Here is a 25,618-nt window from a genome sequence, read left to right on the forward strand (position 1 = left end):
GGTATAGTTGAATAAGCGGAGCATCCTCCGTTTCACCTATCGTCTCATGTGGGAGGGCTCCCATGACCGCGAACACCACGTCCCTCACCAAGCTCGCTCCCTCGGGCGTGCCGCGCCCCGGTGGGGCCGGGACGCTCGGCGACCACACCGTGTCGCGCATCGGATACGGCGCGATGCAGCTCGAACGCCTGCACGGCGACCGCGCCGCCGCGATCGCGGTGCTGCGCCGTGCGTGGGAACTCGGGGTGGATCACGTCGATACCGCCCAGTTCTACGGCGACGGCTTCGTCAACGGGCTCATCCGGGACGCATTCGGCCCTGAGGACGGCGTCGTGGTCGTCAGCAAGGTCGGCGCCGACCCCGACCCAGGTGCCGATATCCCGCTGCGGCCGGCTCAGCGACCCGAACAACTGCGGGCCAGCGTCGAGGACAATCTCGCCTCCCTCGGCCTCGATCGGATCCCGGTGGTGAACCTGCGCCGCCTCGACGCCGGGCCGGGCTTGCGGGCCTCTGGCGACCAGGTCGTCGACCTCGACGATCAACTCGCGACCCTGATCACGCTGCGCGAGGAGGGCAAGATCGGCGCGATCGGGCTCAGCGGCATCACCCTCGATGGCCTGCGCCGGGCCCTTCCCGCCCGGATCGCATGCGTCCAAAACGCCTACAGTCTCGTCTCCCGCGGCGACGAGGGCATGTTGCAACTCTGCGCGGCCGAACGGATCGCCTGGGTCCCGTTCTTCCCGCTCGGCGGCGCCTTTCCTGCCATGCCGAAGGTCACCGACGATCCGGTCGCCGCCGCCGCGGCGCAATCCCTCGGCTGCACCCCCGCACAGGTCGGCCTCACGTGGCTGCTGCACCACGCACCGAACATAATGCTCATCCCCGGCACCGCCCACATCCGTCATCTCGAAGCCAACATCGCCGCCGCGATGATCGCCCCGCACGACACCGTCATGGCTGCACTCGACGCGATCCCGTCGACCTCCGCCGATATTCCGCTCGGTTGAGCACACCTGTTGGAATGCAACCGGCCCGGCCGCACGGGTACCGCTACGGGCGGGCCGACCCCGACGATGACTTGGCCGACGACGAGTTCGACTGCGACGACGGTGGCGGGAACGCTGCCTACCCTGAACCGGACAGCACGTAATCGGCGTGAGCGAGCAGTTCATTAGGTCGGATTCAGCTGTCACGCACTCGTCGTAACAGCAGTCCGAGGGTGCCAGCGTGCGGCTGGCGACTGCAGGAAGGGGGCCGGAGCAGCTACGCCGGACGCAACATGCCGAACACCGGCTCGGCGGTGTGATCAGTCGGTGATATAGCGCGTTGCCCGATCCGGCAGGACCCCTGCTCGGACGAGTTCCTCGTAGATCCGCTGCTGCTCATCGTCGAGATTCGAGTACAGCATGTCGTACGCCAGATCTTCCTCGGCGAGCACCGCGACCGGATCCCAGTCGTCACCGAGCGCCGCGACGACGGCGCTGCGCCGCCGTGCCTCGTCCAGCGTGAGATCGTAAGCAAAGTCAAAATTGTGGTCGGCCATTTTGGGCATCTCCAACCAGGTTCTTTCCAAAAACGAAGTGACGACGATGCCTAACCACGCCTTCTCGGGCAATGACCTGTGTCACGTTCCATGGCTGGACTTCGTCACATTTGATGGCCCGTGCGCGGACTGGACCATGGAGTAGATGCGTCCACACAATCGCCACGACACAGTCCACCGCTGAAGTCGGTCACAGCCACGGTTCAGCCGCGCCGTTACCGGATGCTCATCGATGGCTGGGCTCGCCGGTCAGTCGATGCCTTCGATGATGCGGAAGTCGCGCTCGACGCCGTCGGGGAGGGCCACCAGCGCCTTCTGGTATGCCTCGCTCTCGTATGCCGCGACGGCCTGTTCAAAGCTGTCGAACTCGATCAGAACGACGCGTTGCGTGATTCCGGCCTCGTGGGCGACGACTCGACCGCCACGGGACAGGACGCGCCCGCCCCCAGCCTGGACAGCCGGACGTGCCAGCTTGTTGTAGGCAGTCAGCCTCTCAGGGTCGGAAATGGCGGGGTAGACACTGACCCAGTAGCCCTTAGCCATGGAAACCTCCTGTGCTCGGCCGGACACGTCCGACTTCGAATTGACACTCAGATCGATCGATCCCGGCGACGGGTACTGCGGTCAGTTGAATCGTCATATGCGCAGGTTAGGGCTTGATGTGCGGTCGAGGGAAAGACCGGTACGGGATAGACTCAGAACGGATCGTTATCAATCGGCAGGGAGGGCACGTGGTGCCGGATACGGTGAGCCTGCGGTACTTTCTGGTGCTGGCGCAGGAGTTGAACTTCACCCGCGCGGCCGCACGGATCGGTATCGCGCAGCCCGCACTCAGTGCCCGGATGCGCCGATTGGAGGCGGAACTCGGTACGAGCCTGCTGGTTCGCAACACGCGTAGCGTCGTATTGACCACGGCCGGTGCGGCTTTGGCGGAGTCCGCGCCGCCCGCGCTGGCGGCGCTGGACCGGGCATGGGACACCGCCCGGAATGCGGGGGCCGGAGAACTGGGCACGCTGCGCATCGGATACAGCCTCAGCGCGGGGGCCGAGACGGCACCGGCCCTGGTGGACAGGATCATTCGCAGCAGCCCGGGACTCGAGGTCGGCGCGGTCCCGATGGCGACACCGGAGATTTCCCCCGCGGTCGCCGACGGCCGCATCGATGCGGGGATCACCCGCGGTGAACAGCCGGGTCGTGGCGTGCGCCGGTTCCTGCTGCGGCGTCAGCGCATCGGGGTCCAATTGGCACAACATCATCTGCTGGCCGAACACCCGGAGATCGAGATCGCCGATGCGGCCGCGTATCCGCTGCGACTCCCCGACCATACGGCCAACCCCGTGATCCACGACCAGCTGTCCGCACTGTTCCGCGACACCCGACCACACCCCCGATTCCACACGCCCGCAGTCTCTTTCGACATGTCTCAGCGCGACCTACGCGACGGGCTCACCCTCGCCCCGGCCGGAGAAGCCGCGGTCACGACACAACCGGCCGGTCTCACCTGGCGACCGCTGCAGGGCGCACCCAGCCTGACGATCCACCTGGTCCTCCCGCGCGAGCAGTCGCCACTACACCGCCGCATCCGTGCCGTCGCCAAAACCCTGGCGCACGAGCTGCACTGGCTGCCGGACTGACGCGCAAGAGGCTGGCCGTACCCCGGCACCACACCCTCATCACGCACAGCCGCTCATGAAACCACCAGCGCCACAACGACGCTCAGTAACCACCTCAAATCAGCCGAACCGGGCACGCTTAGCGCGACTTTTCGCGCCACTGGACCCCACATGACTGGTTGCAGTCGGCGCGCTGATGCTGTTCTCGCATCTTTGCAGTCGGAATGGATCGGAGCCCAGGCGTCCGACTCGGCGACGATAGCAATCAGGGTGAACGGCGGTGTGCATTCATTCGTCGCTGACGCGGATGATCGTCTTTCCGGGGCCGTGCCTGCCGGGGCTGAAGGCGTCGGGTGCCTCGGCGAGGGGTCGGACGGCACCGATGGCCGGCTTGATGCGGCCGTCGCGCAGGCGCGTGGCGAGCTCGGTGAGTTGGGCCCGGTCGGGTTCGACGACGAAGAAGACCGCGCGTCCGTTGTCGGGTTGGATCGTGGGTGGCATGGCAATGGTGACCAGGGTTCCGCCGGCGCGTACCAGGGCGGTCGAGCGATCCAGGACGTCTCCGCCGATCACGTCGAATACCACATCGACTTCGCCGACCTGCTCCAGCGGTTCAGTGTCCAGGGCCAGGAAGGTGTGCACGCCGAACGTGAGCGCGCGGTCGCGGTCGCGCGCCCGGCCGGTGCCGATGACTCGGGCCCCGACCTCGCGCGCGAGTTGCACCGCGATCGAGCCGACACCGCCGGCGGCGCCGTGGATCAGGACGGTCTGACCGGTGGTGAGTCGGGCGTGGTCGAATAGGCCCTGCCAGGCGGTCAGCCCCGAGATCGGCAGCGCGGCGGCCACGGTGTGGTCGATATCTGCGGGCAGCGCAGCGAGGTTGCGGGCTTCCACCGCGGTGTATTCGGCCAGTGTGCCGTTGCGGGTCCAGTCGGCCAGACCGAAGACCCGCTGCCCGACGGTCAAACCCGTAGTGCCGTACCCCAGTTCGACAATCACTCCCGATAATTCGTGCCCGGGCACGCTCGGAGTCCGATCCCGACCGGCGCGGTCGGTCCAGGTGCCGGGCCAGTCCAGCTCGCCCGGGGTGAACCCGGCGGCGTGTACTTTCACGATCACGTCGTTCTCGGCGGCGTGGGGGTAAGGCAGGTCGTGAGTCAGGGTCATCTCGGCGACGCCGGCGTCACGGTTCCCAACGATGATGGCCTGCATGATGGTCCTTCGTTGTCGTGTGTCGCGACGTGGAGGCGAGGCATTATGTTGGGCAGCCTGCCGCATTCGGCGCTAACCGATCGGCAGCGCGCTCAGGATCGGGTTGTAGGCCCAGTTCAACATGCGCTCGGCGTCTTCCTTTGCGGCGATGCCGCTGTCGGGTGAGCTGTGCAGGACCACACCGATCAGCGGTATTCCTGCCCTGACCGTCTCGAACAGCAGGCAGGTTCCCGCAGCGTCGGTGGATCCGGTTTTGATGCCGACAGTGCCGGGATAGTCGCGCAGCAGCGAGTTCGTGGTCCGCCAGAGGTGATCGTGGTTGTCCGGTCCGGCGGGCAGGTGGTAGCTCTGCGACCTGACGACGTCGCGGAACACCGGCAGGCTCATCGCGCGCAGGCCGAGGGCCACCAGGTCCGCCGGCGTGGAGTAGGTGGAGTCGTCGGTGGGGGCGGGCAGCCCGCTGGGGTCGGTGAAATATGTTCCCGCCAGGCCCATTTGACGCGCGGTGTCGTTCATTTTGGCGATGAAGCCGTCTTGGCCGGGCCCGTACGCCTCGGCAAGGGTATAGGCGGCGTCGCAGCCGGACGGCAGCATCATCGCGTAGAGGAGCTGTCGCGCGGTGAGCACCTCGCCGGGGACCAGCCCTGCGTTGCTTCCGCCGTACTTGGTGCCGTAGGCGATGATTTCTTGCGGCACGGTAATGGTCCGGTCGAGGTCGCCGGCGTTGATCACGACCAGTGCCGTCATCACCTTCGTGATGCTGGCTATCGGGACCGGGGTGTTCGGCTGTCGTGACCACAGCACCGTGCCGGTGATTCCGTCTGCCAGCGCTGCTCCCGACGCCTGCACTGCGTCCGGCTCAGGAGTCAGCCAGGGCAACTGAATATGGGCCTCGCTCGCGGCGGGGGCGGCCGCGAGACCATGACCGGCTACTACGACCAGCGCCGCGGCGACAGCCGCCTGCAACAATCGGGCAAATGTCCGCATTGCCACATTCTGCAGTGTGTCCCAGTCAACAAGCAGGATTTCAGCGACCGAATTGCCGTGTTTCTCCGGCGACAGCATGCAGTCGGCTAATTCAGGACGCTCTCGGCCCGACGCTTCTCGCGTGCGCTGCCGGCAGGAGCGGACGTCTACTTTGTTGTGCGACATCCTCCACGACTGGGGCGTCGAGCACGCCCACCGCATCCTCGCTCGATGCGTCGAGGCCGCACGTCCAACCGGCCGCGTTCTCGTCATAGAACCAGCAGGAGGACGGCGAGCCAGCACCGAGATGGGCCTGTCCATGCTCATGATCTACGGCAGCCGCGAGCGCCGGATCGACGAGTTCCGCGCGATCGCCGCCCCACATGGACTGGTCCTCGACACAGTGACCGTCTGACCGACCAACGCTGCCTTCTGGAATTCCGGCGAAGTCTGGAGATCGTGCTCGCGCGCCTCCGTCCGATGGGATATCGGCAAGAGGCACAACATAAGTCGGGCCTTATGCCACGTGCACGGCGAATCCGCTGTGGCTCGTGGCGGCGGCAACGTGATCGGCGGCGGCCTTCAGTTCGAGGGTCGGCGGCAGGGATCCGTCGAAAGTGGTGACGGACAGGTCGTTGCCGCTGATCTCCCATGTACCCGCGATACGACCGCCGATGACCAGGATCGGCGAGATCCACCCTGCCGCCCGGCTCACTCGCGCGCGGTGTTCGGCGGGCAGCAGTTCGGTATCGGCGGTGCCGGGGCCGAGCACGTATTGGTCGAAGGCGCCCAGTAGATGGACCGAGGCGTCCAGCGGCTCGGTGGCGGCGAGTTCATCGGCGTGTTCAGTGAGCACATAGGCGCGGCGGCCCGCGATATCGACCTCGGTCAACGCGTCCCCCAATTCCGAAAACCACCGACGCACCGTCGTTTTCCCGAGACTGTTGCGACTGAGCCAGGCGTCGAATGTTTCCGGGGTGGCCGGGCCGTACGCACCGAGGTAGGCGGTGATGGCCACCGGTGCGGCCGCATCCGGATCGGGCAGGCCGCGCCAGCCGCGAATGAGATGGGACGGACTGCAGAACGTGACCCGATTGCCCTGCGCCGGACCGTGACACAGCGCCCCCTGCCAGGCCAGCGGCTTGAGCAGCGCACCCCAGCCGGAGCGCAACTCCGCACCGAGTCGGTGGAAGGCGGGATCGGCGACCAGTGCGTCGACCAGTTCCTCCCGGCTGAGCACGACACCATCGAGCACCTGCGACACCGCATCGGCCAATGCCGCGACCTCCGCCGGGGATGCCCCGAACGTGCGCTGCCAGGCGGGCTTTTCCCAGGTGCGGGCCGAGCCGATCAACGAAAGGACCGCCGCCGCCAGGTCCGGGGCGAGCGCATGCAGGGTGCCGCGCATGGCCCAGGTCTTCATCAGCGTGCCCGCGGCCAACTCCGGTAGTAGCGCGCCGCGTTCGGGTTTGCAGCGCCGTAGCGCGACCGCGAGATCGGCCGCCGCGGTCACCTGAGCCTGCACGCCGCACAGTCGCTCGACGATGCCGGAGATCCCGATATCGACCGGTTTCGTGACGTATTGCCTGCGCAGTCTCCAGGCGAAAACCTGATCCCAGGTGACGTGCACCGACTTCCCCTCCTCCGATTCGGCGGACCGGCACGCGGCGGACTGAGCCCAGCGCCGGATTCATGCCAGCGCCGGATTCATCCCACCTGATTCATCCCAGCACTGTGGTGCAGAACAGTACTCCGACGGCGATTTCGAGTAGGCCGACTATCGTTGCCGCGATTACGGCGAGCAAGGCCGTCCGGTTGGTCGCACGTTGCACCGGGCCGACCGGCGCCGCCAAGCGCTCGGCCCGCGCCAATACCGCGGTGGCCGCGGCGCTGAGCGCACCCGCCGGAAACGGACCGGTCGCGCCGACGATCGCGAGCAGGCCGCCGAGCAGCGGTTCCGCACCGTGTCTGCGCGCGGCCGTATCGTCGGCGCACATCTCCAGCAGCCGACCGATTTCGCCGACCCCGTCGGTCACCAGACGCACACCGGGCAACGTGATCGCGATGGCGCGCAGCAAGCCGATCAGCGTGCCGTGGCGGCCGCTCAGATGCGCGTGTTCGTGCGCTAGCACCGCGGCGAGCTGGTCGCGGGTCAGCGCGTCGACCGCTGCGCTGGTGACGACGATGGTGTCGGGGCGTCCGGCCACGCAATAGGCTTGGCGCTCCGGCGAGTCCAGTACCACCGCACTCACGCCCGGCACTCGGCGGCCGACCATCCGCACGGCGCGCCCGTGCGCGCGGGTGATGCGCCGCAAGCGCAGCATGGCGCGCGCGGTATGTACCAGCATGCCGATAACGGCGACGGCGACCAGCGCCGCAAGTGTCAAGGTGCCGAATTGGGCGATCAACCCGCCGTGCAGGTGGACGGGCGTGGACAGCACCGTGTAGGAGTCACGCAGGGTGTCGGCGGGATGCTGACAGAAGGTGGCGAATTCGATGACCAGCAGTCCGGCCGCCATGGCCCACGCGCCGAGCGCGCCCGCGATCGCGACCAGCCACGCGAGCGCCCCCAGCCTCGGAGCGGCACCGCGACGGGTGAGTCTGCGCAGCACGGTCGGGCCGAAAGTCGCCACCATGCTGCCGTAGATCATCAGGCTCACCGCTATGTTCACGGCGCCTCGGGGGTCTTGCGCGAGGTCAGCCGACGCAGGGCGGCGCGCAGCCCGGCCGACTCCTCTTCACTTATCCGATCGACGAAATGGCTGAGCACCAGATCCGAGCGGCCGCCGGAGCCGAGCGCCTCGAGCATCAGCCGGGCACTGTGCTCCTCGCGGGTGAGGGTGGGCCAGTATCGGTAGGCCTTGCCCACGCGTTCGCGCGCCAGCCAACCCTTGCGGTGCAGATTGTCCATGGTCGACATGACCGTGGTGTAGGCGATGCCGCGTTCGGCGGCCAGTTCATCGAAGATTTCGCGGACCGTTGTGGTCTCCGCGTCCCGATCCCAAATGCGGTCCATGATCACCGCCTCCAAGTCCCCGAAACCACGCACGATGCCGACTCCCTCATCATTACTGGACACCCTCTGACGTCCCAGGGTAGCTGTCCGGCCTTGTTGCTACGTAGTCGTACCGTAGATTCGCTCGTTAGGCTGTAGACCTCGGCTCGAGGAGGCAGGCGTTGGGCGATGACCTGGTAACCGGCGAATTCGCCATCGACGGGCTCGTCCGCACCTGCGCCATACGCCCACCGCGTGAGCAGCACGCGCCGTTGGTGGTGGTTCTGCACGGCAATATGTCCGGAAATCCGGCGGCGGCCGCCAGACCGATCATGTACGACTGGACCAGTTTCGCGGCGCATGCCGACGATTGGGGCATCGCGGTCGCGTATCCCGACGGGCACGGTGGCTGCTGGGCCGACGGGCGGGGCGTCACGACCGCTGACCTGGCGGGCGTGGACGATGTGTCGTTTCTGCGCGCGGTGATCGATCGGTGCGCCGACCAATTCGGCACCCCACCGGATCGGACCATTGTGGTCGGTATGTCCAACGGCGCGTTCATGTCTCACCGATTCGCACTGGCGGCCGCCGACCTAGTGCCGGTATTCGCCGCGGTCGCTGGTGGCTTCCCTGCGGCATTGCGCGATATCCGGCCCACCCACGCCGTATCGGCGATGCTCGTCAATGGCGATGCCGACCCCATCCAACCGATCACCGGCGGCTTTTCGCGCCACCGCGGACCCGACGGTGAACCACGCGGCCGCACACTCGGACTGATCGAGACCGCCCAGCACTGGCGGACACTCAACCGCTGTGGGAACAACCAGCCCACGATCACCACCGAGACCTCGAGCCGACAGACCGCGACCGGCGGCGCTGGGGGCGCCCAGGTGACGGCCTGGACGGTATTCGGCGGCGGGCACACCTGGCCGGGCACGCCGGTGCCGCCCGAATGGGCCGACCGCCCAGGCACAGGCGTGACCCTGGAATTCGATGCCGCCGAGGAAATCCTTCGCTTCGCCCGATCTCTCCTCGCACCGGCCGAAGACCGCAAACTCTAACGCGTTTCGGCACGCCAGCCCATCGCGCTCAGCGCGAACCCAGCCCCCTTTCTCGACGTACACCCGTTAAGTAGTCGGCGGACCTGAAGGAATGTGGTTGATGACACCGCAGCCGAACGGGGTTCGGGACTGGCGGGCTCGCGTATTCGACCGTCGCGAATTCTCGGACACCGGTCGGCGGCAGTCTGTGCTGGTACGCGAAGCGCCCCCGTTATCCGGGGCAAGCGAAAGGCGGGAACGCATGGCGGCGACCATGACCCGGATCGGGACCATCGTGCACCCTGCGCGAGTCGGCCGCGGAACTCCTCGACACGATCCGCTCGGCGAACACGCTCCGCCTACAACATTGCCGTCGTCAAGACCGTCGAAGAGTTCGACGGACGCGGGCCGGCTCGCTGATGCCGAGTCGAATGTGTTAACCGCACGCGGGGTGTGTTTCTGGACAGCGCCGCGCGAGCGGTCCCACGACTCGGACCCTGCCCTCACGCTATGTCGCCGGACATCCCTGTGTCCGACCGAGCATGGTGAGATAGGTATCGAGCTGGGCCGCACCGGTGAGAAGGTTGCGGCTGCGGGTGGTCAGCCGGTCCTGCCAGGAGCCGAGGAAGGCGCTCAACGCGTCCGCCCCGCCCGCCTCGCGCAGCGACTCGATGAACTGCGCGACTTGGTGCAGCAGGTACCCGCCGCGGCGCAGCTGTCGTGCGATCTCAGCGTCGCGCACACAGTCCGGTCCGTATTCGCGGTACCCCGTTGCCCGGTCGCGTTCTGGGCGCAAGATGCCCTCGGCCTCCCAGGTGCGCAGCGTCGCCGGGTGCACGCCGAGTCGACGCGCGAGTTCACCGACGGTCAGCGGTCGACCGTGGACCGGGGGCGGTGTCGTGACGGACAGGCTGCCCAGGGCCGTTGCGACTTCGGTGCGGGTATCGCGTTCGGCGAGCAGCGCGACGTGCGCGGCGTCGATGAGCCGGTAGGCGGACTCGGTGTCGCCCTGGTTCGTCGCCCGCATGATTTCCATTGCCTGCTGGTGCCCGTGGCCACCGCGTAACGCAAGAAAGGCGCGCAGGGCCTGCGCGTGCAGGGGCGTGTAGCGCCGGTAGCCGGTCTCGCTGCGCTCGGTCGGCGGAAGAATGCCCGCGTCGTCGTAGTTGCGGATCGCCTGTGCGGACAACCCGTGTTCCCGGGCCAGGTCGATGGGTCGCAGATTGCACCTCCGATTGAGGGTTTGATCGCTGGATCTCAGGTAGAAGTCGCAGAAGTTTCACTCGAATCTTCAACGATACTGTAAAGGGCAGTTCCTTCTGAAGAGAGGTGTTCATGTCCGCTGCCACATCGCTGCGTGAGATCGGCCGCCAACTCGACGACCCGGCCAGCCTTGGCCGTGCCATCGACGAACTGCTCGCCGCGCGGTCCGAGCCGCCGACCCTGCTCGCCCTCGGCGAGCCGACCCACGGGATCGAGGCATTCCCGTTGCTGCGCAACGAACTCCTCGGTCACCTCGTCGAACGCGGGTACCGGTCGATCGGATTGGAGACCGATGTCTTGGCCGCGTCCGTTGTCGACGACTACGTGGCCGGGGCAACGGCGGATATCGACGAGGTGCTCGCTAGCGGGTTCAGCCACGGGTTCGGCGCCGTGCCGGGCAACCGTGAACTGGTCGAATGGCTCCGGGCCCATAATGCCGGCCGCTCGCCGCAGGACCGGGTTCGCTTCTACAGCTTCGACGCGCCGGTGGAGTACTCCGGTGCGCCGAGTCCGCGACGTGCGCTGTCCTCGGTCACCGACTATCTGCCCGCGGCGCTCCGGCCCGCGTCGGTCCGCGACCTCGACGCACTGCTCGGCGAGGACGCGGACTGGACGAACGAGGCGGCCATGTTCGACCCGGCAGCATCGGTCGGCGATTCCGACCGCGCTCGCGTCCTGCGCATCGTCGCCGACGACCTCGCCAGCGCACTGCGCCGCGCCGCGCCCGCCCTGCGTCCGGCCGACCCGACCGGCTACGACCATGCCGTCGCGCACGCGCGCACCGCCCAGGGCTTACTGCGCTATCACGCGGCCATGGCCAGCCCCGCATCCGATCGCATCGAAACCCTGCTCAGCCTGCGCGCCGAGATGATGGCCGAGAACCTGCTCGCAATCGTCGCCCAGGAGCAGCACCGCGGTCCGAGCCTGGTGTTCGCGCACAACGCGCACCTGCAGCGTGCGCAGTCCCTCGCACCGGACGGCGAGCACGACCTGAGCTGGGGCAGCGCTGGCGCGCTCGTCGGAATCACCCTCGGCGAGCGTTATGTCTTCCTGGCAACCGACGCGAACCCCCACAGCGATCCGGACACCCTCCAGGGTGTCTTGGCGGCGGCGACCAGCCGCCGCGCCCTGTTCCCGACACCGGCCTTGCGCGCCGCGCTTGCCCCGTCGATCGGAGCAGGTGAACCCGTCCTGCCGGGCCACATCCCGCTGACCCCGGCGGACTTGGACGGCGCCGACGCGGTCATATTCGTCGCCGATACCGACGGAAAACGGCATCAGTACTGGTAGCCGCTTTTGGCTTACCGAAGCGTCGTCCCTCTCGACACGTTATGTGACACCTACGGCTTGGCCGGGGCCCCGGAGTCCGGCACCCCCGCGTAGTCGGGCAGCTCGACGCCGTTGATCGCACGCTCGACCAGCTCGGTGAACCATTCACTGCCGAAATCGATGTTCGGCTCGGCGTCCGGCCCGGGGACGTCGCGGCTGCGCGCGTTCAACCGGCCGATCTCCTGGTTGGCCTCGACGAACGAGCGCATCCGCCCCTCGTAGCCGGCGAACCCGGCCTCCGGGTCCCACCCGGCGGCGGCCAGCTCTCCTGCCAGCAGGTAGGCGCCGACCAAGGCCAGCCCGGTGCCCTGCCCAGACATCGGCGAGGAGCTGAACGCCGCGTCCCCGAGCAGCACCACCCGTCCGCTCGACCAGCGGTCCATCACCACCTGGGCGACCTGGTCAAGGTAGAAGTCCGGGGTGTCGTCCAGGTGCGCGAGGATGCGCGGGGTCAACCAGCCCAGGTCGGCCATCCGCGCGCGCAGCAGGCGCTTCTGGGCCGCGACGTCACGGTAGTCGACGTCGAGGTCGGCCGCGGGGAAGGAAAACATGGCCATCGCCCGGGTGGCGTCCTGGATGGGCCGCAGGCCGGCGGAGCGCCCGGATTCCTGGTAGTCGACAAGCCAGCGGTCCAGCCCGAACTCGTTGGGCACACTGTAGAAGGCCAGCACGTGCCCGAGGTGGCGGACGAACCGCTCGCGCGGCCCGAAGACCATCGCACGAAGCGCCGAGTGCAGCCCGTCCGCCCCGACCACCAGGTCGAAGCGCCGCTGGTCGCCACCCTCGAAGGCCACATCGACCCCGTCCGCATCCTGGGTGAGCTCGGCGATCCGGTCGCCGAAGACGTACTCGACACCGTCGCGGGTGTCGTCGTGGAGCACTCGGGACAGGTCTCCACGCAGGATCTCGATCTCCGAGATGTACCCGTCGCCGCCGTCGTCGTCCGCGCGGTAGGTCTCCAGCACGTTCCCGTCCGCGTCCACGGTGTGCGCGCCAGCGGTCTCGGTGCAGGCCGCACGCACCGCCCCGTCCAACCCCATCCGCCGGATGACCTCCTTGGCCACCCCGCGCGCGTCCACCGCCTGCCCACCGGGACGCAGCTCGGGGGCCCGCTCCACCACGGTCACCTCGGCCCCCCGCCGGCGCAGCCAGTGGGCCAGCGCGGGCCCCGCGATGCTCGCCCCCGCCACCAACACCCTGGTACCACTCACTGCGCCTCCTGCTCACTCGTCCGGATCACTGTCCGGATCGTTTACTCCTGCACTGACCCACCACTGTCGGTGTATCCAGAGGTATCGACGACAGATCCACACAAAATTCATCGGTGCAGCGGAGATCGTGTCCACGCTCCTGAACTCGGCATGCGGGTGCATTGAAGCGGTGCCGCCGGGAGCATGCGGCTATCGCGAGCAACTGGACGGCCATGCGCAACCTGGGTTCCACGGTCTATAGGACCATCGCGCTTGACACCGGTCTATGCGAACATATGTTCGTGTCCGAGTTCGTTCGCCCACCGCAGCCCCAGGTCAACGGTGCTCGCGCCCGGTCGGGTCGGCCGCGGATCCAGGCGCGGGCCGAGGCGTCGATTCTGCATGCGGACCTCGACTCGTTCTATGCCTCGGTCGAACAGCGGGACAACCCTCGGCTGCGCGGGCGTCCGGTCATAGTCGGCGGCGGGGTGGTGCTCGCGGCCAGTTATGAGGCGAAGGCGTTCGGGGTGCGCACGCCGATGAATGGTGCTGCGGCGCTGCGGCTTTGCCCGCATGCCGTAGTCGTGCCGCCGCGCATGTCGGCCTACGCCGAGGCGAGTAGGGCCGTCTTCGAGGTCTTCCACAACACCACACCGGTGGTCGAGGGCATCTCCATCGACGAGGCATTTCTCGATGTGGGCGGGCTGCGGCGGATCGCGGGCGAACCCATCGAGATCGGGCGGCGGCTGCGGGCTGCGGTGCGCGATCAGGTCGGGCTGCCGATTTCGGTCGGCATCGCGCGCACAAAATTCCTCGCGAAGGTGGCCAGCGCGGTCGCCAAACCCGACGGATTGCGGCTGGTGCCACCGGAATTCGAACTCGACTTCCTGCATCCGCTGCCGGTCGAACGACTCTGGGGCGTCGGCGAGGTCACTTCCCGCACCCTGCACGAACACGGCATTACCCGGATCGGCCAACTTGCCGAACTCGGTGAGGCGCCGCTGCGCTCGATCCTCGGACCCGCTGCCGCCCGGCACCTGTACGCACTGTCGTGGGCCCGCGATCCGCGCCGCGTCGAAACCGGCGTCCGCCGCCGCTCCATCGGTGCCCAACGCGCACTCGGCAGGAGGTACCGCCCGCCCGACGAGATCGAGGCCTACTTACACGGCCTGACCGACCGCCTCGGCCGCCGACTGCGTGCGGCCGAGCGCGTCTGTCGAACCGTGGTGCTGCGCATGCGTTTCGACGATTTCACCCGCGCCACCCGCTCACACACGCTGCCCGAGGCGACCGACCACACCGAGACGATCCTGCAGGCTGCCCGCACCCTGCTCGGCACCGCGATGCCCATGATCCAGGAGCGCGGCCTCACCCTGATCGGCCTGGCCCTGACCAATCTCGACAATGCCAATGCCGTCCAACTCACCCTGCCCCTGGCGCCCCGCGCCACCAACACCCTGGACGCCACCCTCGACGACCTGCGCCGCCGCTTCGGCTCCGCCGCCGTCACCCGCGCCGCCCTCATCGGCCGCGGCGAAGGTCTCTCAGTTCCGTTGCTACCGGACTGATTCGGATCGGTCGACAAGGCGCACGCACACATGCTGGCAAGAAATGCGGTGGCCCGGTCCGGCCGACCGAGCGCCCGAACAGGCCCGCCCACACCGTGTATCCTCCATGCGGGCCGGTTCGACGGGGGGTGAGCATCGAACTTCGGAAACCGCGGAAGAACAGGCCCGCAGCCATGCCGCGAACCCGAGGAGTTCCCGATGCCCTACGCGATACTCGGCCTGATCACCCTGGCCCTGTGGGTCTACTGCCTGGTCGACATCGTCACCTGCCCGGACGCGGGCATCCGCCATCTCCCCAAAATGGGCTGGCTCATCATCGTCATCCTGATGCCGACCGTGGGCGCGCTGCTGTGGCTGTTCGCGGGCCGCCCCCTCGATGAGGCCCGCCCGCGCTCAACCACCCGCTATGCCGAATACGACCGCCCAGGCCGCCACGTTCCGCAGAATCCGGACGATGACGAAGCCTTCCTCCGCGGCCTGCGCGAACGCGCCGAATCCCAACGCCGCGAGGCCCGCCGCCAGGAGGAAGAGCGCCAGCGCGACCTGGATCGGCGCCGCGAACAGGGCGAGCTGTAATCATCAGCGGCGCAACGGAATCTACAGACGCTCGATAATGGTGGCGTTGGCCAGGCCGCCCGCTTCGCACATGGTCATCAGCCCGTAGCGGCCGCCGGACTGTTCGAGGTGGTTGACCATGGTCGACAGAATGCGGGTGCCGGAGGCGCCGAGCGGGTGGCCCAGGGCGATGGCACCGCCGCGGGGGTTGAGTTTGGCGGGGTCGGCATCGAGGTCGTGCTGCCAGACCAGCGGGACGGGGGCGAAGGCCTCGTTCACTTCGTAGGTGTCGATCTCGTCGATGGTGAGACCGGCCTTGGCGAGCGCCTTGCGGGTGGCGGGGATGACGGCGGTGAGCATGAGCAGCGGGTCGTCACCGGTGACCGCGAAGGAGTGGAAGCGGGCACGCGGGCGCAGCCCGAGGGCGTTGGCTTTGTCTTCGCTCATGATCAGCGCGGCGGAGGCGCCATCGGTGAGCGGTGAGGAATTGCCGGGAGTGATCGACCATTCGATCTCCGGGAAGCGCGCCTTGAATTCGTCATCGGCGAAGGCGGGGCGCAGACCGGCCAGCCCTTCGACGGTGGTGCCCGGGCGGATGGTCTCATCGGCGGTCAGGGTGCCCGCGGGGATGAGTTCGTTGTCGAAGCCACCGGCCGCGGCGGTTTCGGCGGCGAGTCGGTGCGAGCGGGCGGCGAAGGCGTCGAGGGTCTCCCGGTCCAGCTTCCAGCGCTGGGTGATGATCTCCGCAGCGATACCCTGTCCGATCAGGCCTTCCGGGAAGCGGTGGGCCAGCGGGGCGCGGCTGGCGTCCTTGTCCTGGGCATTGGAGAACATCGGCACCCGGCTCATCGACTCCACGCCGCAGGCGATCGCGATGTCATAGGCCCCGGCGATCACTCCCTGCGCCGCGAAATGCGCGGCCTGCTGGCTGGATCCGCACTGCCGGTCGACGGTGGTCGCGGGCACCGACTCCGGGAACCCGGCCGCCAGCACCGCCGTGCGCGAAATGTTGAACGCCTGCTCGCCACTCTGGGTGACGCAACCGCCGATCACATCGTCGACGAGAGCTGGATCGATGCCGGTGCGCTCGATCAGCGTCCCCAGCACCCCGGCCAGCAGCGTCGCCGGGTGCACATCCGAAAGTCCACCACCGGTTTTCCCTTTACCGGAGGGTGTGCGGACAACGTCGACGATGACTGCGGATGTCATGACGGCTCCTTGCTGTGCCTGCGATCGCTCGTGTGAACGATGATTAACTTAGGACACTGTACGTCGAACCGGCGTACGCCCGCGATCCCCGAGTTCGCTCGCTACGCATCCGGGCACGGCCCCGCCTCCCAGCCCCGCATCACCTCGACGCGCCGCGCTCACTCCGATTCCTGCCCAACGGCACCCGAACCGACAGCAGTCTCGATCAGCGAAAACGCTTGGGGCGCTTGTCCATCAGGCGCAGGATGAGCGGGGTGAAGATGAGTTGCATGGCCAGCTCCATCTTTCCGCCGGGGACAACAATGCAGTTGGGGCGGGACATGAAGGAGTCGTGCAGCATCGACAGCAGGTAGGGGAAGTCGATGACCTTCGGATCGGCGAAACGGATGACGACGAAGCTCTCGTCGGCGGTGGGGATGGTGCGGGCGATGAAGGGATTGGAGGTGTCCACGGTGGGGACGCGCTGGAAGTTGACGTAGGTGTGCGAGAACTGGGGGCAGATGTATTTCACGTAGTCGGGCATGCGGCGCAGGATCGTATCGATGACGGCCTCACTGGAATAGCCACGTTCGGTCTTATCGCGGATCACCTTCTGGATCCATTCGAGATTGACGATCGGCACCACCCCGACCAACAGATCCGCGTATTGCGCGACGTTCACCGTATCGGTGACGGCGGCGCCGTGCAGTCCCTCGTAGAACAGCAGATCGCTACCGGGAGCCAGGTCCTCCCAAGGCGTGAACGTGCCCACGGGTTGCCCATAGGGTTTCGCCTCGAACTCGTCGTGGAGATATTTGCGCACCGAGCCGACGCCGGTCTCACCATAATCGCGGAACAGTGTCTCGAGCTCCTCGAGCAGATTCGCCTCCTCGCCGAAATGCGAGAAGGTGCGATTGTGGTTCTGTTCCGCCTCGGCCATCGCGAGTTTCATCTCGTTGCGGTCGTAGCGGTGGAACGAATCACCTTCGACGATTACCGCAGTGATGCCTTCGCGGCGGAATATCTCCTGGAAGGTCCGCGTGACACTGGTCGTTCCCGCGCCGGATGATCCGGTGATGGCGACGACGGGATGCTTGACCGACATGGCGTCTCCTCGATTGCCGGACAATATTCATGTGTGGGCCTTCAGCGCCCGGCCGGACGGAACAGCGACCGGGAACCGAACAGTGAGCTGTCGAAGCTGGGCCCTTCCTCGGGCTCGCGGTGATAGCGCTCGATCCGCTCGACCTCATTGCGCGAACCGAAGATCAGCGGCACCTGCTGGTGCACCTGCTCCGGCGGCACCTCCAGCACCCGATCGCCGCCCGTGGTCGCCCATCCCCCGGCCTGTTCGACGATGTAGGCGATCGGATTGGCGCCGTACAGCAGCGAAACCCGCCCCGGCCGCCGGGTGTCATACGGGTACAGATACACCCCGCCCCGGGTCAGAATGTGAAAGGTATCCGCGACCAACGATGCGACCCAGCGCATATTGAAATCCCGCCCGCGTGGCCCGTCTACCCCGTCGAGGCATTCGTGCACATACCGGCGCACTGGCCGCTCCCAGAAGCGCTCATTGGCCGCATTGATCGCGAAACCCGAAGTGTCCTCGGGAATTCGCATTCGCGGATGGGTCAGCACGAACGCCCCGATCTCCCGATCGAGGGTGAATCCGTCGACACCGCTGCCGGTGGTGAGTACCAGCATTGTCGCCGGTCCGTACAGGGTGAATCCGGCACAGACCTGGCGCACCCCCGGTTGCAGGAAGTCATCGGCGCTCGGCGGGCCGCCATCCGAGGCCCGCAATATGCTGAAAATCGTTCCGACAGGCAGATTTACATCGATATTGGAAGATCCGTCCAACGGATCGAAGGCAAGTAGATATTTGCCGCGCCGGTGCGTGTCGGGCACCGGGTGGACATCGGTCATCTGCTCGGACAACAGCGCCGACAGATGCCCCGTCCATTGGGTCTCGGCCACCATGATGTCGTTGGCGATGGCGTCGAGCTTGCGGTGCACTGTCGGCGGCAGGTTGTCGGGTTCGGCGGCGCCGAGGGAACCGACAATGGCTCCCCTGGTCACCTGGTTGGCGATGATCTTCGTCGCGGTCGCGACGACATTCACCAGAGCGGAGAATTCACCGGACGATCCGGGATGCCGGTGTTCCTCCTCGATCGTGTATCGGGTGAGGGTCTTCAGTCCTTCTGGCATGAGTTCTCGATCTCGTCACGCGGGCGCCCTGGCGGTCGGCCCATCCGGCTGCTGTTCTGCTCGGTCGGATCGGCGGCACTCGCGGGGCCCTGCGTGGTCACGCAAGCTACTGCCTCCGGGTTCGTCGTTGGCGCCGCCGAACACACTGCTGCCGTAGACATCCCGGTCGGTCAGCGTGATCAGATCGGCCTTGGTGAGCGGTCGCCGCAGCTCGACCAGCCGCTTGGCCTGCCGTAACCGGCAGCGGTCCAGGGCATTGCGCACGCTGCGCGCATTGGAGAATCGAGGTCTGCTCATCCGCAGTGCGAGATATTCACCGAAGGCGGCCGATCCGGTGTCGTCGAAGCGGAAGTTGTCGCGCGCCACCATGAGTTCGGCGATGCGCACCAATTCGTCGTGGGTGTAGTCGCTGAATTCCAGATGATGGGCCACCCGCGAGGACAGTCCCGGGTTGGCCGAGAAGAATTTCTCCATCCGATCCGGATAGCCCGCGAAGATCACCACCAGGCTGGTCCGTTCGCTTTCCATTTCCTGCAGCAGGATTTCGATGACTTCCTGACCGTAATCGCGTTCGTTCTCCGGGCGGAACAGGTAGTACGCCTCATCGATGAACAGCACTCCCCCAGCCGCCTTGGCGAGGGCTTCCTTGGTCTTGGGTGCGGTGTGCCCGATGAACTGGCCGACCAGATCATCGCGAGTCACCGTGTGCACCTTGGGTTTGCGGATATAACCGAGCGCGTGCAGCATCTGCGCCATCCGCAATGCGACGGTGGTCTTACCGGTTCCGGGGCCGCCGGTGAAGCTCATGTGCATAGTGGGCCGGGACGCTTGCAGGCCGAACCGCTCCCGGGCCCGGTCGATGAGCAGCAGCGCCGCGATCTCGCGCACCCGCCGCTTCACATTCGCCAATCCGACGAGTTCGGCGTCGAGCCTGCTCAATACGTCCTCGACGTCGTTGCTCGCGATATCGGTGGTCAGATCCAGCACGGCGCCTTCGGCCAGCACCTCGCCGTCCGGTGGTGCGTCCGCGGGCACGGCCCGCACCGGCCGGCCGTCGTCGACGGCCGGCCGGTGCAATCGGAAACCGCTTGCCGCGCTGGACCGTTCAGCCACCATAGCGGGCACCCGGCCGGTCGTCGGCGGCATACGGCCGCAGTCCGTAGATCTGCCGCCGGTCCGGGCCCTCGGTGCGGGTCAGCAGGAAGCCGGGTTCATCGACGGGGCGCTGCACCAGGAAGCTCAATGCGGTGGTCTGCCTGCCGTAGCGGGCATCGTAGGCGAGGACCCGAATGTAGTGCCGCGGAAAAGTATTGCGGCAGGCGTCGATCTCGGCGAGCACGCCGTCGGGCTCGTCGAGATCGAACAGCGGCAGCCCCCACATTTCCCAGTAGGCGTTGCGGGGGTGCGGATCATCGGTGTACTCGATGGACACCGGCCAATTGTTGAGCAATGCGTAGCGCACCTGGGCCGCGATTTCGGCATCGGTGAACTCGGGCAGGTAGGAGAAGGTTCCGTGACGCAGATACATGGGAAGGTCCTGTCGTTCAGCGGCTGGCCGTCGGCACGGCATCCGGTGCGTCGGTGGAGGTGTAGTCGAAGGTGACATCGCCCCAGGTCGAGAGCGCGACATCGAGCGGGCGACAGATCTCGGCGGCCTTGCGCAACACCTCCGGCCCCTCCTTCAGCAGGTCGCGACCCTCGTTGCGGGCCTTGACAACCGCCTCCAACGCCACCCGATTGGCCTCCGCGCCCGCGGCGATGCCGAGCGGATGTCCGATGGTGCCGCCGCCGAACTGCAACACCACGTCATCGCCGAAAAGGTCGAGCAGCTGGTGCATCTGCCCCGCGTGGATACCGCCGGAAGCGACGGGCATGACCCCACCCAGACTCGCCCACTCCTGATCGAAGAAGATGCCGTTGCCCGGGTTGGTAGGAATGTGGTTCTCCCGCAACGTATCGTAGAAACCCCTGGTCGTTGCCGGATCACCCTCCAGCTTGCCGACCACGGTGCCCGCGTGTAGATGATCGACGCCGATCAGCCTGCACCACTTCGCCAGCACCCGGAAGCTCACACCGTGGGTCTTCTGCCGGGTGTAGGTGGAGTGCCCCGCACGATGCAGGTGCAGCAGCACACCGTTGCGCCGCGCCCAGCGCGACATCGACTGCATGGCGGTGAATCCGACGGTGAGGTCCATCATGATCACGACGCTGCCCAGTTCCTTGGCGAACTCGGCGCGCTCGTACATCTCCTCCATCGTTGCCGCGGTGACATTGAGGTAGTGGCCCTTGATCTCCCCGGTTTCGGCCACCGCGCGGTTGACGCCCTCCATGGCGAACAGGTACCGGTCGCGCCAGCGCATGAACGGCTGGGAGTTGATGTTCTCATCGTCTTTGGTGAAATCCAGGCCGCCCTTGCACGCCTCGTAGATCACCCGCCCGTAATTGCGCGCGGACAGACCGAGTTTCGGCTTCACCGTCGCACCGAGCAGCGGCCTGCCGTATTTGTTCAGATACTCGCGTTCCATGACGGTGCCGTGCGGCGGGCCCTGGAAGGTCTTGACGTAGGCCACCGGAATCCGCATATCTTCCAGGCGCAATGCCAGCAGCGGTTTGAATCCGAAGACATTGCCGATGATCGAGGAGGTGAGGTTGGTGATCGACCCCTCCTCGAACAGGTCGAGATCGTAGGCGATATAGGCGAAGTACTCACCTTGGCGGCCGGGCACCTCATCGATGTGATAGCACTTGGCCTGGTAGCGATCGTGCGCCGTGAGTCGGTCGGTCCATACGACAGTCCAAGTGGCCGTTGAGGATTCACCCGCAACGGCGGCCGCGGCCTCGATCGGGTCAACGCCCTTTTGCGGGGTGACGCGGAAGACGGCCAGGACGTCGGTATCTTTGGGGACGTAGTCCGGCGCGTAGTAGCCCATCGAAGCGTAGGAGTGCACACCCGGATCCCAGCGGTTCGGTTCGGTTACCTCGGTCATCATTCCTCCGCTCCGGGTGAACGCCTGATGAGTTCAAGGATGACCGGGGCGTTAACGACAAACAATTTGATTGTTTCTCGGAATACTCAACGGATTCATAGGGTTTGATACCGTCGAATTGTGGGTATGGTGAGTGCGGCTCGGATGGAAACATTCCTGGCCGTGGCCCGACAGGGCAGCATCCGCCGCGCGGCCACCCAGCTGCATATCACCGAGGCCGCGGTGTCCGCGGCCGTTGCCCATATTGAAAAGCAGCTCGGCGCGAAGCTCATCGCGAAGTCCGGACGCGGCATCGCGCTCACCGAGGCGGGGCGCATCTACTCCGAATACTGCCGCACTATCCTCGGCCTGATGAAGGAGGCCTCCGCGGCCGTTCGTCGCGCCGAAACCGGCAAGCTCCGGATCGGCGTCGTCGCCACCGCGGGTGAGTACGTGCTGCTGCGACTGCTCGCATCCTTTCGCAATCGCTATCCGGATATCGAACTCAGTCTGTCGGTACACCCACGCGACGTGCTGTTCCTCGAATTGCACCACCACGAAACCGATCTCGTCATCGCGGGCCGCCCACCCCGCGACACCGGACTGGTCATCCGGGCCCGCCGCCCCAGTCAGCTCGTCGTCGTCGGCGCCCCCGGCTGCCCGGATCCGCTACGCAGCACCTGGCTGCTGCGCGGCCGCGGATCCGGCACCCGCGACGCCACACTCAGCCTCATCGACCGCCTCGAAATCGCCCCGCCCACCCTTACTCTGGGTAGCCACGGCGCCGTCCTCGCCGCCGCCCGCGAGGGCCTCGGCGTCACCCTCATCCACAGTGACGCCCTCGCCCAGGATCTGGAGTCCGGTCTGCTGCAAGTACTCCCGGTGGACGGCACCCCGATGGATCGCCCCTGGCACGCCATCACCACCCGCACCCCCACCCCGACAACGCGACTGTTCCTCGCCCACATCCTCGACCCCGCCGAAGTCGGCCCGCACGCCTTCCACGCTGGTTAGCCGCACCGGCGGATACCCGCTCAGGACGGTGCTCGGGGGTACCGGGCAGGCAGCGCCTGCCGACGAGCAGGAGACTCGGGCAACGTTCTTGCTGTACAACGTCTTCCGGAAGAATGGGGTACTGTCTGCGGGCCCCGGCCGCTCGCGGCTGCTCGGGACAGTGTTGTCGTACTCCGGAATCGAGGCAAGTGCATGAATCACAAGCTCTGGTTGCTCGGGCGATCCGCCACCGTCGGTACTCATATATTGGGCGAGAAGATCACCCGACCGAAGGCGCGGTCCATCAACGATGTCCCGGTTTCCGGCGAAAGAATCGCTCCCGAGTGGCTGACGGCTGTCCTATGTCGCGATGTTCCCGGTGCCGAGGTGCTCTCGTTCGACACGTCCAACGGCAGCCGCGGTACCTCCACCCGGGTCGCGATCCGGGTCGACTACAACGACGTGGGCACTCAGGCGGGATTGCCCACGGAACTGTTCGCGAAGACAACCACGGCCTTCAGCCAGCGCATACTGCTCGGCGGCGGACAGATGATCGACGGGGAGACCCGCTTCTTCCGGGACTTTCGGCCGCGACTCGAGATGGAGGCCCCGATCGGCTACTGGGGCGCCTCCGACCCGTCGTCGTGGCGGTCGATCGCGCTCATGGAGGATATCGTCGCGACGCGCGGTGCCGTGTTCAGCGAGCCGACTGCTCCCATCGCCCGTGACCAGATGGAAGATCTGATCCGCAATCTCGCCCGGCTGCACGGCACGTTCTGGGAGGACTCGGCTATCGCGGTCCTCAACACCCCGGCCTACATGCTCGACGTTTATCTCGCCGCGATCGATATGAAGAAGCGCTGTGAGGTAGGCCTGCGCCGGGCGGAAGAGGTCGTTCCCGAAGCCTTGCACGGGCAGAGCGAACGGTTGTGGGCGGGTGTCGAGCGGGCCATCACCATCGCTACCGACGACGTTCCCGCGACCTTGTTGCACGGCGACCCGCACATCGGGCAAACCTACCTGACTCGCGACGGGCGGATGGGGTATGTCGACTGGCAAGTGGTGATGCGTGGCGGGTGGGCGCACGATTTCGCCTATGCCGTCAACTCCGGATGTGAGCCCGAGGACCGTCGCGCATGGGACCGCGAGCTGTTGAAGGCGTACCTGGAGGAGCTCGGACACGCCGGCGGTGCGGTGCCGTCGTTCGACGACGCCTGGCTGCTGTATCGGCAGCAGTCCATGTTCGCCTATGCGGCATGGGCTTTCACGATCGGCCGTGCGGCGTATCAACCCAAGATGCAATCGACCGAAACATGTTTGACGCTGTTGAAGCGCATCACCACCGCGATCGACGATCACGATTCGTTGGGAGCCCTCGGCGTCTAGTCCGGTCGGGCGGGGTTCGGTACTTGCGGAGTGTCAGGTACCGCACCCGACCGTCGCCCGCGTAGTACTTGCCTCGGTAGTCCATGCGCATCGCATACGAACAGTCTGGAGTTTCTTGTTGAGTACGCCGCAGTCCCAGGTGCGCCCACAGTCGTGCCCGGTCATCCACGGCTCGCCGATCGCCTCCGACGGCCCGCGAATACCGCTGCACTCGCCGGAGTTCGCCGCCGATCCGCACCATGTATATCGTGAAATGCGAAGACAGTATGGCTCTTTGGCGCCGGTCGAATTGGCGCCGGGCGTACCCGCCACGCTGGTGATCGGCTACAGCACCGCGGTGCGAATCCTCAACGATCCCGATCACTTCCCCGCCGACCCGCGCGCCTGGCAGGCGACGGTCCCCGCCGACTGTCCGATCCTTCCGCTGCTGGAGTGGCGTCCCATGGCCAGCAGAAGCACCGGGACGGACTTCGTGCGTTATCGGCAGGCGATCACCGCGAGCATCGACGCCGTGGACCTCTACGCCATGCACGACATCGTGGAGAATATCGCGACCCCCCTGATCAACAGCTTCTGCCAGGCGGGCCGCGCGGAGCTGATCAGCCAATACGTGTACCCGCTGGTGTTCGAAGTCGTCAATTCCATGCTGGGCTGCCCACCGGAGATCGGGCAGCAGGTCGCCGCCGGCACGGCCGCGCTGCTCGAGGGGGTCGATGCCGAAAAAGGCAGCCAGATGCTCGGCGCGGCACTGATGAATCTGGTGACCCTCAAACGAACGGAGCCCGGAAACGACATCACCTCGGTCCTGCAACAGCATCCGGCCGCGCTGGATGACGTGGAGGTCTCGCATCATGTATCGCAGGTCTACGGCACGGGCATCGAGTTCGAACTGAACCTCATCGTCAATACCCTCCTGCTGATCCTCACCGACGATCGTTTCGGTGACAGTGTCCTGGGCGGGAATCTGTCCTCGCGGGAGGCCTTGGATGAGGTCTTGTTCGATGACCCGCCGCTGGCGAACCTACTGATCACCTACCCTCGCCAGCCGATCCTCGTCGACGGCGTGTGGCTGCCCGCCAATCAGCCGGTCGTCATCAGCATGGCAGCCTGCAACAACGACCCTGCCATCCGCACCGATGACCTGACAGGTAACCGCTCCCACCTGGCTTGGGGCATCGGCCCACACGCCTGCCCCGCGCAATCCCTTGCCTATTTGATCGCTCAGGATGCCATCGACCAGCTCCTCGATGCCCTGCCCGAAATCCGGCTCGACAAACGGGACGGCACGCCGATCTGGCGGCCGGGGCCGTTCCACCGGGCACTGACGGAACTGCCGGTCACCTTTCCACCCGCGCTTCCGTTGAACGCGAACATCGAACCCGTACGCCCACCCGACCCGCACACAGCCAGAGGCTAGTGGGTGCGGCCGTACCCCTACATCGGCCGATGTAGGGGTACGCCTCTACAACTACGAGCGAGCCCGCTTTAGACAGTGGGAAGGGGTGGGCGGTGGAGTCCGGGGGGCACGACACCCGGACTCCACCCGACTGGCGATCGACTGATCGCGCAGGCTGTCAGCCGAAATTCGCCGTTGCGATGA

25 protein-coding genes are annotated in these 25,618 nt (G+C 66.6%); 10 read left to right on the plus strand and 15 right to left on the minus strand.

The annotated features are described in order from the left end of the window. Nucleotides 1–62: 62 nt before the first annotated feature. Nucleotides 63–1,007: an aldo/keto reductase gene (locus ABZ293_RS26735; protein WP_355184979.1), complete on the plus strand. Its 945-nt coding sequence runs from the start codon at nt 63–65 to the stop codon at nt 1,005–1,007. Nucleotides 1,008–1,306: 299 nt separating this feature from the next. On the opposite strand, the gene ABZ293_RS26740 is transcribed toward ABZ293_RS26735, so the two are convergent. After that, nucleotides 1,307–1,543 (minus strand): DUF6400 family protein, encoded by a 237-nt coding sequence (locus ABZ293_RS26740; protein ID WP_355185134.1) that lies wholly within the window; start codon nt 1,541–1,543, stop codon nt 1,307–1,309. Nucleotides 1,544–1,792: 249 nt separating this feature from the next. Then, nucleotides 1,793–2,086 carry a DUF1330 domain-containing protein gene (locus ABZ293_RS26745; protein WP_355184981.1) on the minus strand — a complete coding sequence of 98 codons (294 nt, stop codon included), beginning with the start codon at nt 2,084–2,086 and terminating at the stop codon, nt 1,793–1,795. 188 nt (nt 2,087–2,274) lie between these two features. On the opposite strand from ABZ293_RS26745, the gene ABZ293_RS26750 reads away from it, so the two are divergent. Next, nucleotides 2,275–3,177, plus strand: a complete 903-nt coding sequence (locus ABZ293_RS26750; RefSeq protein ID WP_355184983.1) for a LysR family transcriptional regulator — start codon at nt 2,275–2,277, stop codon at nt 3,175–3,177. A 267-nt stretch (nt 3,178–3,444) separates the two neighbouring features. On the opposite strand, the gene ABZ293_RS26755 is transcribed toward ABZ293_RS26750, so the two are convergent. Then, nucleotides 3,445–4,368: an NADP-dependent oxidoreductase gene (locus ABZ293_RS26755; RefSeq protein WP_355184985.1), complete on the minus strand. Its 924-nt coding sequence runs from the start codon at nt 4,366–4,368 to the stop codon at nt 3,445–3,447. 72 nt (nt 4,369–4,440) lie between these two features. Beyond that, nucleotides 4,441–5,355, minus strand: a complete 915-nt coding sequence (locus ABZ293_RS26760) for a serine hydrolase (protein ID WP_355184987.1) — start codon at nt 5,353–5,355, stop codon at nt 4,441–4,443. A gap of 154 nt (nt 5,356–5,509) precedes the next feature. Here ABZ293_RS26760 and ABZ293_RS26765 point away from each other — a divergent pair, with 154 nt between their 5' ends. Next, the gene (locus ABZ293_RS26765; RefSeq protein WP_355184989.1) at nt 5,510–5,749 is read left to right on the plus strand and encodes a methyltransferase; all 240 of its coding nucleotides are present in this window, start codon (nt 5,510–5,512) and stop codon (nt 5,747–5,749) included. A 102-nt stretch (nt 5,750–5,851) separates the two neighbouring features. Here ABZ293_RS26765 and ABZ293_RS26770 read toward each other — a convergent pair whose 3' ends face one another. The 3 genes from ABZ293_RS26770 to ABZ293_RS26780 form a co-directional block, all read right to left on the minus strand. After that, nucleotides 5,852–6,964, minus strand: coding sequence for a winged helix DNA-binding domain-containing protein (locus tag ABZ293_RS26770; RefSeq protein WP_355184991.1), 1,113 nt, complete (start codon nt 6,962–6,964; stop codon nt 5,852–5,854). 91 nt (nt 6,965–7,055) lie between these two features. Beyond that, the gene (locus ABZ293_RS26775; protein ID WP_355184993.1) at nt 7,056–8,006 is read right to left on the minus strand and encodes a M56 family metallopeptidase; all 951 of its coding nucleotides are present in this window, start codon (nt 8,004–8,006) and stop codon (nt 7,056–7,058) included. After that, complete coding sequence (locus tag ABZ293_RS26780; protein ID WP_355184995.1) at nt 8,003–8,413, minus strand: BlaI/MecI/CopY family transcriptional regulator; 411 nt, start codon at nt 8,411–8,413, stop codon at nt 8,003–8,005. Before ABZ293_RS26780 ends, ABZ293_RS26775 begins: the two co-directional genes overlap by 4 nt. Before the next feature lie 98 nt (nt 8,414–8,511). On the opposite strand from ABZ293_RS26780, the gene ABZ293_RS26785 reads away from it, so the two are divergent. After that, entirely contained in the window at nt 8,512–9,390 is an 879-nt protein-coding gene (locus tag ABZ293_RS26785) for a hypothetical protein (RefSeq protein WP_355184997.1), read from the plus strand. A 487-nt stretch (nt 9,391–9,877) separates the two neighbouring features. On the opposite strand, the gene ABZ293_RS26790 is transcribed toward ABZ293_RS26785, so the two are convergent. Next, nucleotides 9,878–10,591 carry a MerR family transcriptional regulator gene (locus tag ABZ293_RS26790; protein WP_355185136.1) on the minus strand — a complete coding sequence of 238 codons (714 nt, stop codon included), beginning with the start codon at nt 10,589–10,591 and terminating at the stop codon, nt 9,878–9,880. Between the two features lie 113 nt (nt 10,592–10,704). On the opposite strand from ABZ293_RS26790, the gene ABZ293_RS26795 reads away from it, so the two are divergent. Continuing rightward, entirely contained in the window at nt 10,705–11,922 is a 1,218-nt protein-coding gene (locus ABZ293_RS26795) for an erythromycin esterase family protein (RefSeq protein WP_355184999.1), read from the plus strand. A gap of 50 nt (nt 11,923–11,972) precedes the next feature. Here the strand turns inward: ABZ293_RS26795 and ABZ293_RS26800 are convergent, their stop codons facing one another. Further along, on the minus strand, nt 11,973–13,172 hold the full coding sequence (locus tag ABZ293_RS26800; protein ID WP_355185001.1) for an FAD-dependent monooxygenase: 1,200 nt from the start codon (nt 13,170–13,172) through the stop codon (nt 11,973–11,975). Between the two features lie 275 nt (nt 13,173–13,447). On the opposite strand from ABZ293_RS26800, the gene dinB reads away from it, so the two are divergent. Together dinB and ABZ293_RS26810 are read left to right on the plus strand one after the other, a co-directional pair. Beyond that, on the plus strand, nt 13,448–14,719 hold the full coding sequence (gene dinB / locus ABZ293_RS26805; RefSeq protein ID WP_355185002.1) for a DNA polymerase IV: 1,272 nt from the start codon (nt 13,448–13,450) through the stop codon (nt 14,717–14,719). Nucleotides 14,720–14,917: 198 nt separating this feature from the next. After that, entirely contained in the window at nt 14,918–15,295 is a 378-nt protein-coding gene (locus ABZ293_RS26810) for a PLD nuclease N-terminal domain-containing protein (protein ID WP_355185004.1), read from the plus strand. A gap of 21 nt (nt 15,296–15,316) precedes the next feature. On the opposite strand, the gene ABZ293_RS26815 is transcribed toward ABZ293_RS26810, so the two are convergent. From ABZ293_RS26815 to ABZ293_RS26840, 6 genes are all read right to left on the minus strand, one after another. Beyond that, nucleotides 15,317–16,483, minus strand: coding sequence for a thiolase family protein (locus tag ABZ293_RS26815; RefSeq protein WP_355185006.1), 1,167 nt, complete (start codon nt 16,481–16,483; stop codon nt 15,317–15,319). Between the two features lie 205 nt (nt 16,484–16,688). Continuing rightward, nucleotides 16,689–17,567, minus strand: a complete 879-nt coding sequence (locus ABZ293_RS26820) for a phosphoribulokinase (RefSeq protein ID WP_355185008.1) — start codon at nt 17,565–17,567, stop codon at nt 16,689–16,691. Nucleotides 17,568–17,608: 41 nt separating this feature from the next. Beyond that, nucleotides 17,609–18,673 carry a class 1 fructose-bisphosphatase gene (locus tag ABZ293_RS26825; RefSeq protein ID WP_354956715.1) on the minus strand — a complete coding sequence of 355 codons (1,065 nt, stop codon included), beginning with the start codon at nt 18,671–18,673 and terminating at the stop codon, nt 17,609–17,611. 15 nt (nt 18,674–18,688) lie between these two features. Continuing rightward, a complete protein-coding gene (locus ABZ293_RS26830) occupies nt 18,689–19,789 on the minus strand; it encodes an AAA family ATPase (protein WP_355185010.1) in 1,101 nt (366 codons plus the stop codon). After that, nucleotides 19,779–20,201, minus strand: coding sequence for a ribulose bisphosphate carboxylase small subunit (locus ABZ293_RS26835; RefSeq protein ID WP_355185012.1), 423 nt, complete (start codon nt 20,199–20,201; stop codon nt 19,779–19,781). The genes ABZ293_RS26830 and ABZ293_RS26835 overlap by 11 nt, the downstream gene beginning before the upstream one ends. A 16-nt stretch (nt 20,202–20,217) precedes the next feature. Then, the gene (locus ABZ293_RS26840) at nt 20,218–21,660 is read right to left on the minus strand and encodes a form I ribulose bisphosphate carboxylase large subunit (protein WP_355185014.1); all 1,443 of its coding nucleotides are present in this window, start codon (nt 21,658–21,660) and stop codon (nt 20,218–20,220) included. A gap of 126 nt (nt 21,661–21,786) precedes the next feature. Between ABZ293_RS26840 and ABZ293_RS26845 the strand changes: the two genes are divergently transcribed. The 3 genes from ABZ293_RS26845 to ABZ293_RS26855 all read left to right on the plus strand — a co-directional run bounded on the left by ABZ293_RS26845 (nt 21,787) and on the right by ABZ293_RS26855 (nt 25,435). Further along, a complete protein-coding gene (locus ABZ293_RS26845; RefSeq protein ID WP_355185137.1) occupies nt 21,787–22,653 on the plus strand; it encodes a LysR family transcriptional regulator in 867 nt (288 codons plus the stop codon). 192 nt (nt 22,654–22,845) lie between these two features. Continuing rightward, on the plus strand, nt 22,846–24,018 hold the full coding sequence (locus tag ABZ293_RS26850; RefSeq protein ID WP_355185016.1) for an aminoglycoside phosphotransferase family protein: 1,173 nt from the start codon (nt 22,846–22,848) through the stop codon (nt 24,016–24,018). A gap of 274 nt (nt 24,019–24,292) precedes the next feature. Continuing rightward, nucleotides 24,293–25,435, plus strand: a complete 1,143-nt coding sequence (locus tag ABZ293_RS26855) for a cytochrome P450 (RefSeq protein ID WP_355185018.1) — start codon at nt 24,293–24,295, stop codon at nt 25,433–25,435. Nucleotides 25,436–25,618: the final 183 nt, after the last annotated feature.

It is taken from the genome of Nocardia sp. NPDC005998 (assembly GCF_040614395.1).
Lineage (GTDB): Bacteria > Actinomycetota > Actinomycetes > Mycobacteriales > Mycobacteriaceae > Nocardia.

Bases quoted from the DNA above. Each gene is read 5' to 3' on its own strand.
- ABZ293_RS26810 (WP_355185004.1), top strand. From the start codon at position 14,918: ATGCCCTACGCGATACTCGGCCTGATCACCCTGGCCCTGTGGGTCTAC.
- ABZ293_RS26840 (WP_355185014.1), bottom strand. From the start codon at position 21,660: ATGACCGAGGTAACCGAACCGAACCGCTGGGATCCGGGTGTGCACTCC.
- ABZ293_RS26815 (WP_355185006.1), bottom strand. From the start codon at position 16,483: ATGACATCCGCAGTCATCGTCGACGTTGTCCGCACACCCTCCGGTAAA.
- ABZ293_RS26755 (WP_355184985.1), bottom strand. From the start codon at position 4,368: ATGCAGGCCATCATCGTTGGGAACCGTGACGCCGGCGTCGCCGAGATG.
- ABZ293_RS26760 (WP_355184987.1), bottom strand. From the start codon at position 5,355: ATGCGGACATTTGCCCGATTGTTGCAGGCGGCTGTCGCCGCGGCGCTG.
- ABZ293_RS26845 (WP_355185137.1), top strand. From the start codon at position 21,787: ATGGTGAGTGCGGCTCGGATGGAAACATTCCTGGCCGTGGCCCGACAG.
- ABZ293_RS26820 (WP_355185008.1), bottom strand. From the start codon at position 17,567: ATGTCGGTCAAGCATCCCGTCGTCGCCATCACCGGATCATCCGGCGCG.
- ABZ293_RS26735 (WP_355184979.1), top strand. From the start codon at position 63: ATGACCGCGAACACCACGTCCCTCACCAAGCTCGCTCCCTCGGGCGTG.
- dinB (WP_355185002.1), top strand. From the start codon at position 13,448: ATGTTCGTGTCCGAGTTCGTTCGCCCACCGCAGCCCCAGGTCAACGGT.
- ABZ293_RS26825 (WP_354956715.1), bottom strand. From the start codon at position 18,673: ATGCCAGAAGGACTGAAGACCCTCACCCGATACACGATCGAGGAGGAA.
- ABZ293_RS26745 (WP_355184981.1), bottom strand. From the start codon at position 2,086: ATGGCTAAGGGCTACTGGGTCAGTGTCTACCCCGCCATTTCCGACCCT.
- ABZ293_RS26850 (WP_355185016.1), top strand. From the start codon at position 22,846: ATGAATCACAAGCTCTGGTTGCTCGGGCGATCCGCCACCGTCGGTACT.
- ABZ293_RS26740 (WP_355185134.1), bottom strand. From the start codon at position 1,543: ATGGCCGACCACAATTTTGACTTTGCTTACGATCTCACGCTGGACGAG.
- ABZ293_RS26830 (WP_355185010.1), bottom strand. From the start codon at position 19,789: ATGGTGGCTGAACGGTCCAGCGCGGCAAGCGGTTTCCGATTGCACCGG.
- ABZ293_RS26835 (WP_355185012.1), bottom strand. From the start codon at position 20,201: ATGTATCTGCGTCACGGAACCTTCTCCTACCTGCCCGAGTTCACCGAT.
- ABZ293_RS26795 (WP_355184999.1), top strand. From the start codon at position 10,705: ATGTCCGCTGCCACATCGCTGCGTGAGATCGGCCGCCAACTCGACGAC.